This is a genomic window from Kordiimonas aestuarii (genome assembly GCF_025574465.1).
GTDB classification, from domain to species: domain Bacteria; phylum Pseudomonadota; class Alphaproteobacteria; order Sphingomonadales; family Kordiimonadaceae; genus Kordiimonas; species Kordiimonas aestuarii.
The window spans coordinates 32,258-49,505 of record NZ_JAOBPP010000018.1 but is presented as its reverse complement, the minus strand read 5'-3'; the positions used below and the strand labels follow the sequence as shown (position 1 = coordinate 49,505).

The 17,248-nt window shown below is 49.7% G+C and carries 13 protein-coding genes and 1 pseudogene; 11 read left to right on the top strand and 3 right to left on the bottom strand.

The annotated features are described in order from the left end of the window. The first annotated feature begins 151 nt into the window (after window positions 1-151). The 3 genes and pseudogenes from OEU85_RS18600 to OEU85_RS06285 all read left to right on the top strand — a co-directional run bounded on the left by OEU85_RS18600 (window position 152) and on the right by OEU85_RS06285 (window position 3,505). Window positions 152-1,722: pseudogene (locus tag OEU85_RS18600) on the top strand (recombinase family protein). Continuing rightward, on the top strand, window positions 1,722-2,621 hold the full coding sequence (locus OEU85_RS06290; protein WP_262690605.1) for a plasmid partitioning protein RepB C-terminal domain-containing protein: 900 nt from the start codon (window positions 1,722-1,724) through the stop codon (window positions 2,619-2,621). Before OEU85_RS18600 ends, OEU85_RS06290 begins: the two are co-directional and overlap by 1 nt. Next, window positions 2,618-3,505, top strand: coding sequence for a plasmid partitioning protein RepB C-terminal domain-containing protein (locus OEU85_RS06285; RefSeq protein ID WP_262690604.1), 888 nt, complete (start codon window positions 2,618-2,620; stop codon window positions 3,503-3,505). Before OEU85_RS06290 ends, OEU85_RS06285 begins: the two co-directional genes overlap by 4 nt. A 363-nt stretch (window positions 3,506-3,868) precedes the next feature. Here the strand turns inward: OEU85_RS06285 and OEU85_RS06280 are convergent, their stop codons facing one another. Continuing rightward, window positions 3,869-4,915, bottom strand: coding sequence for a hypothetical protein (locus tag OEU85_RS06280; RefSeq protein ID WP_262690603.1), 1,047 nt, complete (start codon window positions 4,913-4,915; stop codon window positions 3,869-3,871). A 533-nt stretch (window positions 4,916-5,448) separates the two neighbouring features. On the opposite strand from OEU85_RS06280, the gene OEU85_RS06275 reads away from it, so the two are divergent. The 8 genes from OEU85_RS06275 (at window position 5,449) to OEU85_RS06240 (ending at window position 13,921) form a co-directional block, all read left to right on the top strand. Continuing rightward, window positions 5,449-5,652 carry a ribbon-helix-helix domain-containing protein gene (locus OEU85_RS06275; RefSeq protein ID WP_262690601.1) on the top strand — a complete coding sequence of 68 codons (204 nt, stop codon included), beginning with the start codon at window positions 5,449-5,451 and terminating at the stop codon, window positions 5,650-5,652. Continuing rightward, window positions 5,639-6,805 carry a DNA cytosine methyltransferase gene (locus OEU85_RS06270; protein ID WP_262690600.1) on the top strand — a complete coding sequence of 389 codons (1,167 nt, stop codon included), beginning with the start codon at window positions 5,639-5,641 and terminating at the stop codon, window positions 6,803-6,805. The genes OEU85_RS06275 and OEU85_RS06270 overlap by 14 nt, the downstream gene beginning before the upstream one ends. Window positions 6,806-6,905: 100 nt before the next feature. Continuing rightward, window positions 6,906-7,823 carry an Eco29kI family restriction endonuclease gene (locus OEU85_RS06265; RefSeq protein WP_262690599.1) on the top strand — a complete coding sequence of 306 codons (918 nt, stop codon included), beginning with the start codon at window positions 6,906-6,908 and terminating at the stop codon, window positions 7,821-7,823. 2 nt (window positions 7,824-7,825) lie between these two features. Further along, the gene (locus tag OEU85_RS06260; protein WP_262690598.1) at window positions 7,826-8,278 is read left to right on the top strand and encodes a very short patch repair endonuclease; all 453 of its coding nucleotides are present in this window, start codon (window positions 7,826-7,828) and stop codon (window positions 8,276-8,278) included. Then, a complete protein-coding gene (locus OEU85_RS06255) occupies window positions 8,275-10,596 on the top strand; it encodes an ATP-binding protein (RefSeq protein WP_262690597.1) in 2,322 nt (773 codons plus the stop codon). Before OEU85_RS06260 ends, OEU85_RS06255 begins: the two co-directional genes overlap by 4 nt. 3 nt (window positions 10,597-10,599) lie before the next feature. Beyond that, the gene (locus OEU85_RS06250; RefSeq protein ID WP_262690596.1) at window positions 10,600-12,270 is read left to right on the top strand and encodes a DEAD/DEAH box helicase family protein; all 1,671 of its coding nucleotides are present in this window, start codon (window positions 10,600-10,602) and stop codon (window positions 12,268-12,270) included. After that, the gene (locus OEU85_RS06245; RefSeq protein ID WP_262690595.1) at window positions 12,267-12,797 is read left to right on the top strand and encodes a hypothetical protein; all 531 of its coding nucleotides are present in this window, start codon (window positions 12,267-12,269) and stop codon (window positions 12,795-12,797) included. The genes OEU85_RS06250 and OEU85_RS06245 overlap by 4 nt, the downstream gene beginning before the upstream one ends. 5 nt (window positions 12,798-12,802) lie before the next feature. Beyond that, window positions 12,803-13,921 (top strand): PIN-like domain-containing protein, encoded by a 1,119-nt coding sequence (locus tag OEU85_RS06240; protein ID WP_262690594.1) that lies wholly within the window; start codon window positions 12,803-12,805, stop codon window positions 13,919-13,921. 202 nt (window positions 13,922-14,123) lie between these two features. Here OEU85_RS06240 and OEU85_RS06235 read toward each other — a convergent pair whose 3' ends face one another. After that, entirely contained in the window at window positions 14,124-15,728 is a 1,605-nt protein-coding gene (locus OEU85_RS06235; protein ID WP_262690593.1) for a Tn7-like element transposition protein TnsE, read from the bottom strand. Further along, window positions 15,694-17,247 (bottom strand): TnsD family Tn7-like transposition protein, encoded by a 1,554-nt coding sequence (locus tag OEU85_RS06230; RefSeq protein WP_262690592.1) that lies wholly within the window; start codon window positions 17,245-17,247, stop codon window positions 15,694-15,696. The genes OEU85_RS06235 and OEU85_RS06230 overlap by 35 nt, the downstream gene beginning before the upstream one ends. Between the last annotated feature and the right edge of the window lies 1 nt (window position 17,248).

Below are 17,248 nucleotides of genomic sequence, written 5' to 3'. Positions count from 1 at the left end.
TTTTGTTACTCCATTGAGCTAAATGATAGCACTTGCAGTGCAATTTTACTTGGCTAGGTCCAAAACATCCTATTCAATTGACACAACCCCTTCGCTTTGTTTGCCTTTCCTGAAACTGCTCTACTCCTATTGCTTCGGGAAGGCATCGTGAATGTCACTCAGCACGTCCAAAGATAGAGTAATGGGCCGAAGGCCCACATCCCTCACACGGGCCGCACAGTATGTGCGTATGTCCACAGAGCATCAAAAATATTCAACGGAAAACCAAGCTGAAGCCATCAGGGCTTATGCCGATCTGCATGACATGCAAATTGTTCAAACCTTTTCTGACCAGGGCAAAAGCGGCTTACGAATACAAGGACGAGACGGCCTAAAAGGGTTGATAGAGCAAGTTGAAAGCAAGAGTGCCAATTTTGATGCCATTCTTGTGTATGATGTTAGCCGCTGGGGTCGGTTTCAAGACGCCGATGAAAGCGCCTACTATGAGTATATATGTCGTCGCGCTGGCATTGAGGTGCATTATTGCGCCGAGCAATTCCTCAACGATGGCAGTCCCGTTTCGACTATTGTCAAAGGGGTCAAGCGCGCAATGGCAGGAGAGTATAGCAGAGAGCTTTCTACCAAGGTGTTTGCGGGCCAATGCCGCCTGATCGAAATGGGATTTCGCCAGGGTGGTCCAGCAGGCTTCGGACTTCGTCGCATGCTGATCGATGAAACAGGCATGCAAAAAGGCGTTCTAAAGCGGGGACAACACAAAAGCCTTCAAACCGATCGAGTTATCCTTGTGCCAGGACCGGAACATGAGCAGGAAATGGTGCGGCGGATATACCATTTGTTTGTGGAGGGAGGAAAGACGGAGCGTGAAATTGCGGCCAACTCAACGAAGAAGGCGTACGCACCGACTTAAACCGACCTTGGACCCGTTCCACCATTCATCAAATCCTGACCAATGAAAAATATGTGGGCAACAACGTCTACAACCGAACGTCTAATAAACTCAAAAGGAAACGAACCGTAAACTCCCCTGAGACTTGGGTGCGTTCCGATGGAGTGTTCGATCCGTTGGTACCGCTATCATTGTTTCATATGGCGCAGGGCATTATCCGTGAGCGAAGCCGCAAAGTCTCTGATGAGGAGATGCTTGAGCGTTTGAAGCTGCTATACCAGAAGTTCGGCTACCTGTCGGGCATCGTCATTGATGAGTGTGACGAGGCCCCACTAAGTGGAGCCTATCGTTACCGATTTGGCAGCTTAATTCGTGCCTATGAGCTCATAGGATTTCGCCCGGATCGAGACTACAGATACATTGAGGTCAATAGGCAGCTAAGGCAACTGCATCCAAAAATCGTGCTGCAAGTAATTCAAGATATCCGAAAGCTTGGTGCACAAGCTTCGAGCTGCAAGACAACTGATCTGATCACAATAAACCAAGAGTTTTCAGTCTCTGTTGTTATAGCCCGGCATTTCAGGACACCCGCCGGTACATCTCGTTGGAAAGTTCGGTTCGACGCAGGCTTGCGCCCAGACATCACCGTCGCTGTTCGGATGGACAAGGATAATGACGGTGCGCTTGACTACTATTTGTTACCACGCATTGATTTCGGGCAGACCGCTCTGCGGATTGCAGACGAGAACGGCGCGGCACTCGATACCTACCGATACGATACACTTGATTACCTCTTATATGTGGCTGAGAGAGTATCTCTTTATGAGGTGGCATAATGACAGGCCACTCCGCCTCGAACACGGTTACGATGATCCCGGTCAACGCAATTCGCATACTAAACCCAAGAGAAAGAAATGCGCGCAAGTTTCGGGAGATGGTTCTCAGCATAGAAAAGGTGGGCTTGAAGAGGCCCATCACCGTTAGCAGAACAACCGGCTCATCTCCCGAATATGAATATGATCTTGTGTGCGGCCAAGGGCGGCTAGAGGCATTTAGACAACTCAAACAGGCCACCATCCCCGCGATTGTGATCGAGGCAACGACGGAAGAATGTTACGTGATGAGCCTGGTGGAAAACCTAGCACGTCGGCAACATAGCTCACTGGAACTAATGCATGAAATTGGGGTCTTGGAGCGACGTGGGTATGACCCTTCACAAATTGCGGCCAAAACTGGCCTGACCCGGGAATATGTGAAACAAATACTTCACCTCATCCACAATGGCGAAGAGCGCCTGCTCGCTTCAGTGGACCGTAATCTAATTCCTGTAAGCGTTGCCGTTGAAATTGCAACCACCAAGGACGAGGATATCCAGCAAGCCCTCACGGAAGCCTATGAGCGTAAAGAGTTGCGTGGGCAAAAGCTTCAGATAGCCCGTCGCCTTGTAGAGCAGCGCCGGCGCCGAGGGAAAACACTTGAAGGCTCCGGCCGTCAGCGCAGTAGCAGGCCTCTTACATCACAAGCTATGGTTCGAGCTTATAAGCAGGAAACCGAACGACAACGTGCAATGATCACCAAGTCAGATATGACTGAACGACGACTGCTTTTTATTGTCGCTGCGCTAAAAGAGCTGTTCCAAGACGAAAACTTTGTCACCTTGCTGCGCGCAGAGGGCTTGGAAACTGTGCCAAGGCAATTGGCCGATCTTATTCATGGCTCGAGAAATGTATCATGACAGATCAAATTTCTCTCGGATTTGAAAATCAGACCAAGCTACTACCCATTGCCGATATATTGCCATCGCGCATCGTATCCTTGCAGATCAAAAAGACGAAAAAGTACGCACAGATTTTAGTCTCAGTCAGGGAGATTGGTCTGGTGGAGCCCCTGGTGGTGTTTCCGCAAAGCGGCACCAGGAGAACATATATGTTGCTTGATGGCCATCTTCGCCTTGCAGCGCTGCAGGAGCTAGCTATCAACACTGCGCCATGCATGATTGCGAAAGATGATGAAGCGTTTACCTATAATAAGCGTATCAGCCGGCTCTCAACAATTCAGGAACACTTTATGATCCGACAGGCGCTGAAGAAAGGTGTGTCCGAGGAGAAGCTAGCCGTGGCACTGGGGGTGAACGTCGCCAGAATTAGGCAAAAAAGAGCTCTTCTTCGCGGTATATGCACTGAAGCTATCGATATTCTGAAAGACCGCAACTTTTCAGGTGGAACGATTGGCGTCCTTCGCAAGATGAAGCCGATACGCCAAGTGGAAACTGCTGAGCTTATGATCGCAGCAAACAATTTCTCCCTTTCATATGCACGGGCCTTATTATTGGCCACGCCGGACACGGAACTAGTCGATGCACGCCGAAAAGCCAGCCATGGACTTTCAGCGGAAGAACGGGAGCGTATGGAAATTGAAATGGAGAAATTGCGCAAAGATATGAAGGCAGTCGAGGAAAACTATGGGGCAAACGTCGTCCGCTTGGTCGTCGCCAACGGATATATCCGTAGGCTTCTGGAAAACGACGCGGTTGCACGTTTTTTGTCCATCAATCATGATGAACTACTGTCACAAATGCAGAGCCTCAACGAAGCGCTTGACCGTGATCAGATGCTATAATGGATATTCGTCCAGTCGGTCAGCTGCCCGAGTAGGGGGAATGTGTTGTCCCCATAGCGCTTGAGGGCCGCCCAGAACTCTTCCTGCTGTATAGGGCGTAGTTTTAGTGACGGTTTGTGCGCGATGCTCGGAAACAGAGCCGTGATTGTCCGTCGCAGGTTTATCAGAAGTGTATAACTCTGGACTTCAGTCGCTCAGGCAAAATGACGACCAATACTTTCGGTGAATCCCATTGCTCTCTGCCAGCTAACTTATCTAAGCTATTAAAAATAAATGCTTTTTAACTTCAGCGAATTGGCGTGAACCCATTTCTGTTCCCTTTTTATGTTGAGGCCTGGAGGCATTGAGAAGTCTGAAAGACATTCACTCTTTCTTGAAATCCCGTGCAAGAGTCACCGAAGCAACGGACGGCTCTACTGAAGTGGCTGTTTTGTTCTCTGCGGCTAGCTTTATGGCTTGACTACGAATTTCTTTCATTTGGCCGGAAAGCCCTTCAAGCTCGTTTGTCCGAAAAGTCATTGAGACAAGTGTACCAGGAATGAAACAAGTTTTCTCGAGTTGACGAGCATTTTGCAGGCCAACCGCTGTGTGCCCACTTGCTAGAGCAAACTTGCCCTTTGTGCCGCAGATACGGCTAACCATATACAGTCCAAATCCTGAGTTTTGCCAAACATCACCGTGGCCGCCCTTGCCAGCATCTACGTTGCCAGATACGCCAGGCATTAGAGCTATAGTGATAGCTTCCCGGTCACTAGAGCAGCTGTTTCTTGGGTTACGTAGCAGTGATCGTTTCAGGCCCATACCGAGGTCAAATATGCAAACTTCGGCCTTGTGCTTTGACGGCCAATATTGTGCGCATATTGTCGCGGAACCGGCTCCGCTGTGTTCGAAGACATTTCTGAGCATCTCGCGAAATGAAAATTGAATACCAGAATAGGCGTCTCCAATGCCAGTTTGAAGCAAGACGCTCGTTAAAGCCTCGGTCTTTTCTTCGATTACATCGCCGGCTTCTTGGTACTTCTTCTCTGCCTGTTCATCAATCTCAGACCGCTCTATATTGGTGATCGGAAGATAACGACTGCTGCCAGCGGCTTCGTTTGGGGCTTTTCCGAAGTCAACACCGAGGCCCAGAAATAGCCCCATATGGCCCATGTAAGTATGCTTGTCATTTGTTTCATCAAGCCCGACCAAATTGACCTGAATACCTGCGTTTTCCTTCTCTTGTTTGAATGATTTTATCAGCCCATATAGCGCCACGAGAGTGGTTGGGCAAACGAAGCCGATTTTTGAAAAGTCGAATTTGAAAGCATCCGCACGCTTGGAAAAACTTTCTTCGACGAGACGTGAAAACTTCAACGTTGAACTGATGGTGTCGAACCTGCCTTCAACAGGAATTGTGATTTCGGTCATTGCTTGCCGCTCCTCTTCTAGGCAGTTCGTTTGCTGGCTAATCATTCGTACAGTTGCCGCCGCAATCTGATGACGGCGGCGGCAACTGTACGATGCTCGGAAACAGGGCCGTACATGTCTGTCGCAGGTTTATCAGAATTGTATAACACTGGACTTCACCCAAGCTATGATTGGCACTGATTGCGGCCAAAACCAACTAGTCGATCTAATAGACACTGCAGGTACCTGTTTACCCTTCCACCGGTATTTGCTACGCGAGATCTAAATTTCGCCCACATGCCTGTGCCAAGAGGTACTCTTTCCGGAGAAGGGGCATCACTTTTGGCGCGCTAATTTTAGAGGAGGGTGTTTCCTCATGTTGTACTCGACCCTTGTTATTCAAGCCTTGGAAAACCTATCTTCTCAGAATGGTTCCTAATTGTTCTTTATTTGTTCTCATAATGCGAGTAGGTTAGCACTTGCGGTTGGCTGCTAAATAAGGCATCTTACTAGATATTGCCGCGGAATGCCGCGGAATGCCGCGGAGAGAAAAAATGGGCAAGGATGGCAAAAACGCCGCGAGGCAAACAACGACCCTGACTAAGCAACAAAAAGCCGAACTCGAGCGGCTTGCCAAGTTGAGAGGTGTGAAGGTTGCTTGGCTTGTTCGTCAGGCGGTGAGCCGCTACCTGGAGGATGTCTCGGGAGGTGCGTTGCTCCCATTTGAAATGGAAGGCGACGAAGATGATAAGTGCTGAGCTTTTTGCGGGGTGTGGGGGACTTGCTTTCGGCATGTCCAAGGCCGGTTATAAGCATAGCTATATGGCTGATTTTAATTTTGATGCTGTTGAAACCGTATTGCACAACAAGGTCAACGGTATTCCTTATGTGCGTGATTGGCCGATGGAGCGCGAAGATGTGCGGTCGATCGATTGGAATGCTTTAGCAACCCTAGATACCATTTCAGGTGGGCCTCCTTGCCAGCCCTTTGGGATTGGTGGAAAGAAATTGGGCCAAGATGACCGCCGAGATATGTGGCCAGAGGCCATACGGGCTATTCGGGAGGCTGCGCCAAGATCATTTCTCTTTGAGAATGTACGCAACATTGCCGGGCCAAAGTTTAAGCCATATCTTGAATGGATCCTTGCGCATCTAGAGCGTCCGTCAGTAGTGCGAGGGGAAAGTGAAGCGCATGAAGAACACCGTCTGCGATTGATCTCCTCTGGCAAGGAATTGGAATATCAGGTTGCGTTTCAGGTTGTGAATGCAGCCGACTTCGGTGCGGCGCAAATTAGACATCGTGTTTTGATCTTTGGCATTCGCAGTGATCTCGGTGTTGAGCCGAAACTCATGAAGCCAACGCATTCTCACGATAAGCTTCTTTGGGATCAGTATGTTACGGGGTCTTATTGGCAACGTCATGGTCTGAAGCCCCGGCAGGAGCCGGTTCTTCAGCGAGATAGAGCGAGGGTTGTCCTACTGAAGCGAAATGCTGTCGAGCCCGCTGGCTTACCTTGGATCACTGTGCGAGACTGCCTCGCCGGATTAGGCGAACCAGATGGTTTGCGAAATCATACATTGCAGCCAGGCGCAAAAGTATATTCGGGTCATACGGGTAGTCCCCTCGATAGACCTGCTAAGGCCCTTAAGGCTGGTGACCATGGTGTCCCAGGTGGCGAGAATATGATGGTCCGTGATGATGGCTCAGTCCGTTATTTCACGATTAGAGAGGCGGCCCGTCTAGTTGGATTGCCTGATGACTATGAGTTTCCTCGTTCGTGGAGCGAAAGTATGAGGCAGCTTGGTAATGCGGTCCCTGCGCCGCTGGGGGAGGCGGCTGGCAAATGGCTCGCGGATTTAGTCGCCGGCAGAAACAGGCTTCTGGATGCTGATGGGATCAAGGTAGCCTAGCATTTTCTATTGCACAAAATCACTTAGTGTTGTTTTTATTCAACCTCAAGGTGGCGTCGTTCCCTGTATGTAGGGAACAAACTATTCTGGAGGTTGACTAATGGCCCTTGCACCAGATCGGGTAGCATTGAAAGCCCTTGAGAAGGCGCTAAGTGACTTGGTTGCCGCAGTTGGCGAGGATCCGCCTGCTGCTGTGGTAAGGCGTATTCGTAAGGGTCTTTCAGCGCACTCTGAGGCGATTGAGGAAGCAAGGTCGACAGCTGATTCAATCAGAATGCCCCGTAAAATCTTTGACCCCTCAAATCCCAAAGACGTCGGGCGTATGGTGTCCATTGCGTTATTGGCACAGCCTTTGGTCCCACTTTTAGGCATACAACCCGCTTATGGATCGGGTGTATACGCGATCTATTATCGTGGAAGTCATCCTCTGTATTCAGGTGTTACAGGGTCAGAGACGCCTATCTATGTCGGCAAGGCCGATCCTGTTATTGGCGATGCAAGTGATGCTCGTGAGCAGGGCAGCAAGCTCACGGCCCGCCTTATGGAGCATGCGCGGACAATCGCAAGTGTCGAGAATTATTCTGGTCCAACATATCCCAGCTTTGATCAAATTCGCCTTGGGGATTTTTATTGCCGCCGTCTAGTTTGTGCAACGAATGCGCAGCTGGTTGCCGAAAAGCATCTGATACAAACTTTTAGGCCCATTTGGAATTCAGAAACCAAAGCGTGCTGGGGTATGAGTAAACATGGTGATTCTGCGAAAACACGGGCCAATAAGCGATCGCCCTGGGATGTCGTCCATCCCGGACGAAGCTGGGCGTTAGACGAAAATCTCGAAGACTCTTTAACGCCTGATCAAGTCAAGGAAAAAATCGAGGAAACTCTAAGGAAAGTACCTGCGCGGCGAGATCATTCAGAGCTATTGGAAGAAATGCTCGCTGGGTTCCGCCAAGATGACACTGAGGTAGTGACGGCTGTAGCGGGCATTGAAGGTGACGCCGATCCGGAAAGAACCTAGGGGTGGCAAGGGAAATCGAAAACAGGTCGGCGCGAAGCGCGCAAATGGCTCGTATCCGAGCCCAAGACACCAAACCAGAGATGCTTGTACGTCGAGCTCTTCACGCGGCAGGGCTGCGATATAGGTTACACGTAAGGGAACTGCCGGGTACACCTGACATAGTTTTTCCTAGTAGTCGCGTTGTATTATTTGTCCACGGTTGTTTTTGGCATCAACATCCTGATCCGGATTGTAGGTTGGCTAGGATGCCGAAATCGAAACTTGAGTTTTGGCGTCCGAAGCTGGAAGGGAACCGTAAGCGTGATGTTTTGGTTCGAACAAACCTTGAGAGGCTAGGTTGGGAAGTTGTCGAGCTTTGGGAATGTCAGTTAAATAAAAGAGAATTAGCTCAATTCATCAAGTGGTTCTCTACATTAATTAAATCCAAAATGCCAAAAAAGAAGGCGGCAAAATGATCCAGGAATTCGACCTTACGCCAGACCCAAGGGTGTTGCAGATGCTTGGTGAAATCAACCTTCATCAGTGGAGATGCATTGCTGAACTCTTGGATAACTCGATCGATGGATTTCTTGACGCTGAGCGAACCGGATCTCCTGTAGATGCTCCTGAAATTTGCGTGGCTCTTCCCATGGCAGATAACGCGAATGCCCGTATCGAGGTTAAAGACAATGGGCCAGGTATGTCATTTGAGGTACTGGAGAATGCCGTTAAAGCAGGCTGGTCTGGCCAAGGTTCAGTTAATAGTCTCGGGCTATTCGGTATGGGTTTCAATATTGCGACAGCTCGATTAGGACTTGTTACTGAGGTTTGGACCAGTCGGAAAGGAGACCCTGAGGAGGTAGGCGTTCGGATTGATCTTGATGACCTTCGTATCAGTCGGAACTTTAAAGTTCCTCGTCAGACGCGGCCGAAACCAGACCATACCACACACGGAACAACTATTGTAATTACTAGGCTCAAACCAGATCAAAGGGCTTATCTGGCTCGAGGTAACAACCAGAAAACCATCCGCAAGCATTTGGAACGGGCGTATTCGCCTATTCTTGAGCGAACAGGAACCGGCAAAATTCATATTAAACTTGGGTCAGGTCGCCTTCGTCCTCGCCGTCACTGTGTTTGGGGAGAAGATCGTACAGTTACATACCCCGATGGATCGGTTGCTCGGGCTGTAGAGATAATTGATGCCAAGTTGGCGCCGCGTCGCTATTGCATCAGTTGCATGCGAACGCTTGCTCCTAGTGAGGAACACTGTCCTACAGGTACTTCAAACTGTGAAATTGAAGAGATTGCACGTAGCGTCCGCGGATGGATCGGATTGCAACGATATTTGCATGCTTCAGAATTTGGCATTGATTTTGTCCGTAACGGCAGGAAGATCGAGATATCAAATAAGGACCTATTTGAATGGAATAACGGAGACAGCCGCGACGTCGAGTATCCTGTTGATGACCCTAGAAATCGAGGGCGATTTGTTGGCGAAATTCATATTGATCACTGTCGTGTAAGTTATACGAAGGACAGGTTTGAACGCGATGATCCATCATGGAATGAAATGGTTCGCATCGTAAGGGGGGACGGGCCATTGCGTCCAATCCTGGCAAAGCAACATGGATATTCCGGTAACGACAGCCCTTTGTATAAAATGTTTCAAGCCTTTCGGCGGTCTAGTCCTCAGGGGAAGAATGGCCTGTGGTCGCGAGTTTTGGTTGTGCGCGATAATGAGCGTGCACAGCAGATGGCGGAGCAATTCTCCCAGGACGATCCTGACTATTTGACCGACGAACCATGGTGGCAACTTGTACAAGAACAGGACAAGGAGGCAGTGGGTGATTTAGCTGGCGATCCGGCGGACCCACCTTTGCCGGGAGGCTTCATTGATGAACCAACCGATGGAGATCCAACCGGCGATCCCGCAACGCCCGCACCTGCACCTGTTGTTCCAGAGCCTGTCGTTCCGGTTCGTCATAGGCTTCATGAGCTTTCCCAAAAGTATGTTCATCCAACCTTTAGGGTAGAGTATGATGTTCAAGCCTTTCAGGTTTTCCAGGATGATCCGGATTTGCCGACAGGTCTTCCATGGCTTCTAAAGCTTGATGATGTGTCAACCCGAACATATGCTTTTCTGGTTGATGCTACCCATGACATCTTTCGATCGACAACAATGATGCCGCTCGACGCTTTGCTTACCGAACTTACTTTTAGGACAGCCGAATTTCTTAAGGGGCAAGCGCAAAACCCGTCAGTGGCAGGAGTGCTTGCTGATTTTAGAAAGCTTTATTGCGTAGACACTCGGCTCGACCCTCAGGAGATTATAACACTCGCCACCTCAGTACTGGGCGATATTGCACGGGCTATTCCGTCGTTGGCAGGCTTGGATGGGAACGAATTGTATGAGGAGCTCGATAGTGGTGAGCAGCAGTCGATTACGAGAAGGATGGCAAACAGGGGTGTGCCAGATCACAAGCGGGTCATAGCAGAGGGTCGCTTCTGGGACTACGCGAATTTTGAGACGTTACAGCAAGTTTTCAACCGACATCCGGAGATGTTTCTTGATGGGAAATTCTGGGATGATGCCTATGAGGCTTTGGATTTTGGCAATGCTGATGTGACTGATGAAGCTCGAAGCGGGGTCAGGGCACGATACGACGCCTATTTTCGCGATGCGGTTTGGCTAGCCAACCAAACTGCCGCTGACATCGAGCGAGCGGACCGAGATGTGGTAATAAGGGCAACATGTTCGGTCCGGCTACTGAGGCAAGATACGGCGGGCTGAAACATGGAACCTTTCCTTGATACCACATCTTTACTGCAAGGCCCGTGGCAAGCTTTTGAAAGGGATATAGCGCGCCTTCTCGTATGTAATGGTTTTGATGATGTACGTCTAGTTGCAGGTACAGGGGACCATGGAGCGGACGTTCTTGGTGTGAAGCATGGCGAACTTTGGGTCATCCAATGCAAGTTTACTTCTGGCGGATATCCTTCCGCCAATGCCGTGAATGAAGTTGGGGAAGCCGCGCGCTTTTACAAAGCAGATAGAATTTTTGTAGCTACAAGTCGTCGTGTGGGTCCAGCTACTCATGATGCAATCAGACGTTGGAAAGCTCTTGGGATTGAAATTGGGTTGTTGGAACCGCCAGCGTTACTCAGGCTAGCTCAGAAGAGCCCAGAATATTCCCATCACAGACGGGAACTGCGAGATTATCAAGACGAGGCAGTCGAAAAGCTCATAGCTTCTTTGCGAGAAACAGGTAGGGGGCAAGTGGTCCTTGCAACCGGATTGGGCAAAACTGTTGTGCTGGCGGAAAGCGTTGCCCAATTATACAGGGATGGGGCGATACTAGGCGGGCGAACGCTAGTGCTGGCGGGTACTAGGGAGTTGGTCGACCAACTTCAACGATCCTTTTGGGATCAACTGCCAAAATGGGTGGCTACTCACCGCTTGATGGCGGGGGAAACACCCGGCTCTTGGGACGGCATTACATTTGCTACAGTGCAAAGTGCGGTCTCTCGCCTTGATGAGCTCCCACAATTTGGGCTCGTGCTTATTGATGAAGCTCACCATCTTGGATCCGATACATTCAGGCGCGTCACAGAACACCTTTCGGATTCGATGATTGGCGGTGTGACTGCGACACCTTGGCGTGGTGATGGTTACGATATTGATGACTTGCTAGGACCGCCAGTTGTCAAAGTTGGGATTGAGGACGGTCTCAAGCGAGGGTTTTTATGTGAGGCCGATTATCGGTTGCTTGCGGACAATGTTGATTGGTCAGCTGTAAGTGCGACATCGAGAAATCATTACTCAATTAGTCAGCTAAATAGACTCCTTCTGTTGCCAACTAGGGATGAGGAAGCGGCACGAACAATTCGTGATGTTTTCGATAAGGAAAAACGAAGGTCCGCTATTATTTTTTGTTCTTCAATTCATCATGCCAATAGTTTTGCCGCAACTCTCAAGCTTTTCGACTTTCGGGCTGAAGCTATCACGGGTGAAATGGACTTGCGGGAACGGGACCGAACAATGGCCGCTTTCCGAAAAGGCCAACTGGATATTGTAACTACTCGGGACCTTTTTAACGAGGGGGTAGATGTTCCAGATGTCGACATGATTGTCTTTATGCGGGTAACGCATAGCCGGAGAATATTCGTTCAGCAACTAGGAAGGGGGCTCAGAATAAGCCCGACCAAAAAGAAGGTGGTTGTTCTGGATTTTGTAAGTGACCTTCGACGGATTGCCGAGGTTGTTGAGTTGGAAAAGGCTTTGGCAGGCGACATCGAACGGCTGAGAATGCCCGGTGTTGTGCAGTTTAGAGATGAAAGTGCCGGTAGTTTTATGCTCGATTGGATGCGTGATCAGGCGGACCTTTTCATGCGAGAAGGGGATCCAACGCTGGAACTGCCCTCTTTCAATTTTCCGAGGCCACATAACAAAGGGGGAGTGCAATGATCATTCCCCAGAATATTAGAGATGGCATTCGTGATTCCCTATGGGAGACTGCTGATGAACTTGGTTGGTCTTCTCTCTCGGATGTCGAGCGATCCCGATATTATGAATTGTGGACAAGAGATCCAGCGATTGGCGGGCAGCTCGCACATTTTATGGATCCTCGAAAGGTACGGGTCTATATCAAGGATAGCTTGATAAAAGCATATGAGCGAAATCGGCTTTCCGAGAGTGAAGCAGCTGTATGGGAATTGCTTAGAGTGCCGGCTCCTCTCAACGGTGTCTGCCATGTCTATATTAAGCCACATGGACGGCGTTTGGAGGGAGGAAAGGTTGTTTGTTGGGGGAAAAGTAGAGATTGGAAACTGATATTAATGGCAACATTTGAACGAGGTCATGCATTCTCGGATGCTGTTCCGTATGGCGTTGTTTTATGGGAAACAGGCCAGACGTCTGAACCACGCAAGCGCTCTCTTGTAAAACTCGCAGCGAAGAACCTGGGCATCCAAAAGTTGGAGTGGATGGAGTAATGAGTATGCGCGAGAAGTATCCAGGCTGGTATACCAAATCCGCAACCGAAGTGGCTGCCCTTTGGGAGAATGCGATTTTTGTCCCTGATGCAAACGTTCTGTTGCATTGCCTACGCCATCCTGCGGTCGTTCGAGAAGAATTGTTGCGTTTGTTTAGTGTGCTTAGGGCTTCACTTTGGATTCCCTACCAAGTTGGGCTTGAATTTCATCGCAATCGGCTTGATGTCGAACTCGGTGCGCAGGACGCATATGACTCATTGGTTCGGGATCAGGAGGCCAATATCGAGAGGGCTTGTGAGCGCTTGCGACAGCTGCGGGCTCATCCGACGATCGACGTTCAGAAGGAATTGGCCGCCTTAAATATATTTGTTGCCGATTTTAAGGCGAGGATGAGAGAGGCACAAAATAGCCATCCAACCGATGATATTGACACCGCTGTTACACGTTTAACTGAGTTGTTGGACAATCGCGTGGGCGATAGATGGACTCTCCAACAGTTTGCGGCGATCAAGAAGGAAGGTGAGGAGCGCTATTCGAAAAAAATACCCCCGGGTTATAAGGATGCGAAAAAAGATGCCGGCGAGTTTGACAAGTTCGGAGACCTCATAATCTGGAAGGATATGATAGCCAAAGCAAAGCTGGAGGGGAGGCCAATAATTTTTATTTCGGACGATGTAAAAGAGGACTGGTGGTGGATTCATAAGGGTAGAAAACAGGGGCCTCGACCGGAACTCATTGAGGAATTTAGGCGCGAGAGCGGCCAGGATTTTCATATTTATGAGTTCAGTCAATTCCTTAGATTTGCAGCTGCGCGACACCCGGAAATGCAAGGAAAGGTCGAGAAAGTAGAGGAAAGCCTTCTGGCTGATATTGAGGCGAAACGGAGATTGGATGACCAAGCGGAGGGAGATGCAACTCGCCTCAGGGAAATTGAGGATGAGCGAGATCAGGTCATATCGGCCCTGTCGGGTGCCCCCGGTGGAATAGCTGGAAGAACAGCTATTGATCGAACAGCGTTAAGGCTTCGACTTCGTGAGTTAAACGAAGAGATTGAATTAATATCTGACCAGGGAGGCATACATACAAGTAACTTGAGTGATGCGGAAAGCTACGAGCATGGTTGATCTTTCGGAAGTCTCTTAGAAGTGACTAACCGGACGATTACATGCATATCGTGCCGTTTGCAGCAATGTATTTGGAAAGGTATGTGATTTGGCACTATATTGTGAGGCAGATAGATCCTCACGAATAGGCAATTTTCAGAACCGTGTCGGTGGCACGCCGGAATGACCGAGTATTACTGAGAATGGATAAGGTCGTCTGAGTTTAAGAGTGGCTAAGAACATATAGAATACGTTGGCTCCAATGCGCAATTCCGTTCAAGTCGTCTTTACCTAGATCTGTATAATTTGGATGGCGAACGCTGTGGTTGCATTTGCAGAGATTGTTCAACAATTCCCGAGGCCAACGCAAAGAATTTTTAATAAGTCGTCGCATAATTGACTGGATGTGTTCAACGTGGCCGGAGTTTTCTCGCAGTTCAAGGACTTTCGTTGCGAGGGATTTAGGGCTGTCGGTCGTATCGACCTCCAAAATATGACAAATGCGATTGTCAGGGCATTGAACGACTACATGCATGTAGTGGCGACGCTCGCCCGACGATGTCAGGTGCGTCTGGTGTCGCGGCAGTTCTGGGACAGGTGAAATCTTACTTTCAAGGATGTTGATGCTTTCTTCTGCATTCAGGAGATCAATCATTTTCTTAAATTGGGTAAACTTCCTTCCCGGTTCCGCCAGATTTCCGCTGGTATCCAATTGAGAAAAGTCGCTTTGCGGAATACCTCCGAAAATGCTGCCTTCGGCAATACTGCCAACGACGGCAGGGATGCCTGTTTCACCTGCCGCAGCAACTCCGCTTGTGGTTGGCATAGTTGATCCGGATTTCTTGGTCGTTAGGGGGCGTATGAAGGCGAGCCCGACCTCAGGTGTTGGGGCGATTAGATGTTTACTATAGACTGAGGGCTCGTCCTCATCCTCGATCTCTATGTCGTCGGCTGGAGACTGAAAACTACCGGCGCCCGTCTTTCCGCTGCTGCCGCTCGAACTAGTTGCGCGAGCATCGGCAAAGTACACATCTCCAAAGATGCCATGATCTATGTTGCTGAGACCAGCGATCTCGTAGACCAGAAATATTCCGAGAGCGCGATCAAACTGACCAACTGCCTGCACCTTGGTGCCGGCGAGGTTTGGAGGATCGAAGTTAAACACCCATCGAGCATATTGACCGTCGACGACCTGGTTGGCCATTCTATTACGCGCTATTGAACCGAAGGAGGCACGCATCTCAGAGTTCAAAAGCAACCAGGCGAGATGAATTTGATAATCATCTCGCTCCAGGTAGTATTTGGGGAAATTGGCTCCCGGAAGCATATGGATTTGGTTGACGTTGGCTTGAGGTCTTTCGACATAGAATGCTCCATCAAGCCCCTCAGGCTGCAAAGATAGGCGCGCCAGATATGACGATGGAAAAAATAATGCCCGTGCAAGTTCTAGCGCAGGTAGCCAAACGTCTAAACCATTCGCCTCAAAGCGAAAGCAGGCCTGATGCCGATGCTCTGGCATAGAATCCTTCTTGGGAAACTTGGCAAAATCACCGACAGTTGCTGTCCGCCATGATCTCTTAGGCGGCAGTACGAGTGTTTGTGGGTAGCCGCTTGAGATAAATCTGGGATTTCTGTCTTTGTCATATGTTCGGCGAGAAGCCAGTACCGGCATCAACCCAAAATCAAACCGCTTGGTTTCGTCCCTGCCATCAACTTTATAGCGCACGGCAATTTTCCACCTGCTGTCCGATTCTTTGCGCCTGAAACAGTTGCCGAGGTGGCGTAGTTGAGACTTATTCGGGATACTGCGGATCGTTGTTCTCGTCACATACCACTCCGTCTAGCTTTGCCAAGAATCTCTCAGTTGCAGGCTTTATATTATGCATGCCAATGCCCGCTCGGCGCTCGACACGCCAGCGAGCCGTCGGCACGCCCTCGGACGCCAGTTCTTTCAAAGCGTATTTACAACGCCTGATTTGATAATTTGCAACCGATTCAGTTGTTTCAGTTAGAAGGGCGGAGAGCAACGGCAGATGTGTGAGGTTTTTCTCGATAGAAGCGGATTGAGGTAGCTGGTTGATATACCAGTTTTTCGTGCGGCGGGTCAGTATGGAGTCGTTGTTTTGAGCAATTGTGCGAAGCTTGCGAGAGAGCGCCTGGTCCCGCGCGGGCCAATCTACACGTTCAGAATGACCGGGATGCTGGATGCGATGTTGCTTATTGATTTTGATGAGCCACGTACGGTCATGCCGATAAAGCCACGCATAGGTGGCGGACATGCCGCTAATGTTGGCACGAACCCACTTTATGCCCCGCCCGCTAAAGCTATCAAGAGCACGGCACCAATTTGACCGGTATGTCATCAGGTCGGTTTCTTGGGAAGGTAGCTTCGCTTGGCTCATCGAGACGACATGCTGCTTCGGGAAGCTCAATGCCCATTGAAGGACTTCTCGAACCGTCAACTTTGGTAAGAAAAATGCCCAAACGGCCACATGCTGTAGGTATGAGAATGATTTCTTGTGTTTCCGGAACATTTCTACCAGCCAGTTCGGAGCCAAGTCCGTAATTTCCTCACAGCCACCCTTCCAGGCGCTGTGAAAATCTCGCATCAGCTCTTGATGGCGGATATGAGCCCCGTTGGCGCAACCGGCTTCAACTGCAACTTCATGATATAGCTGGGACCACTGATGATATGTTGGCGAGCATTGTGATGGCATTCTGAGGAGCTCACTGATCAAATTGTTGCATGTATGGTGAACCGCGTGAGCTTCTCTCCTGACCGCATCAATCGGCGAGAGTTGACAAGCAGAAGGTGTCGCAGGAACGAAGCGATGACGCTCCAGATGTCGAAAACGAACGTTGGACTCTAGCAGCGGACCATGGCAGCGGCATACGTTCAACCCGGTGACCTGCCAAGAGCGTTGCCAGAAATATTCGCCGTAATTGCTGAGCTGTTCGTTGAGACAAGCAGGGCAGAACCTCAAGAAAGTGGGTGGGTTGACGGTGGATGCTGAAATCCCCAGTTGAACATGCAATGCACGACCATCACCGCTGCGCATGTGTAAAAGGGCGGACTGTCTGCGTGTCTCGGGAACAAATGGAGCATACAGCGGAAAAAGAGTGTGGTGATAGATGAGTGCCTCGGGGGTAATGTCCCAAAGGTGTCCTGCATTCGCGAGAAACGCATCCAAATGCGAGGGCAAGTCCACAGTCGCAACAACCGTTCTACAGCCGAAAAGGTCGTCAAGGCATTGCTTGGCGCTAATGTTGCCCATATGCACAGCATAACGAGCGAAGACACTGTAAAGCAGCTCATCAGGTTTTGGTTTCGGCAAATAATGGAGCATG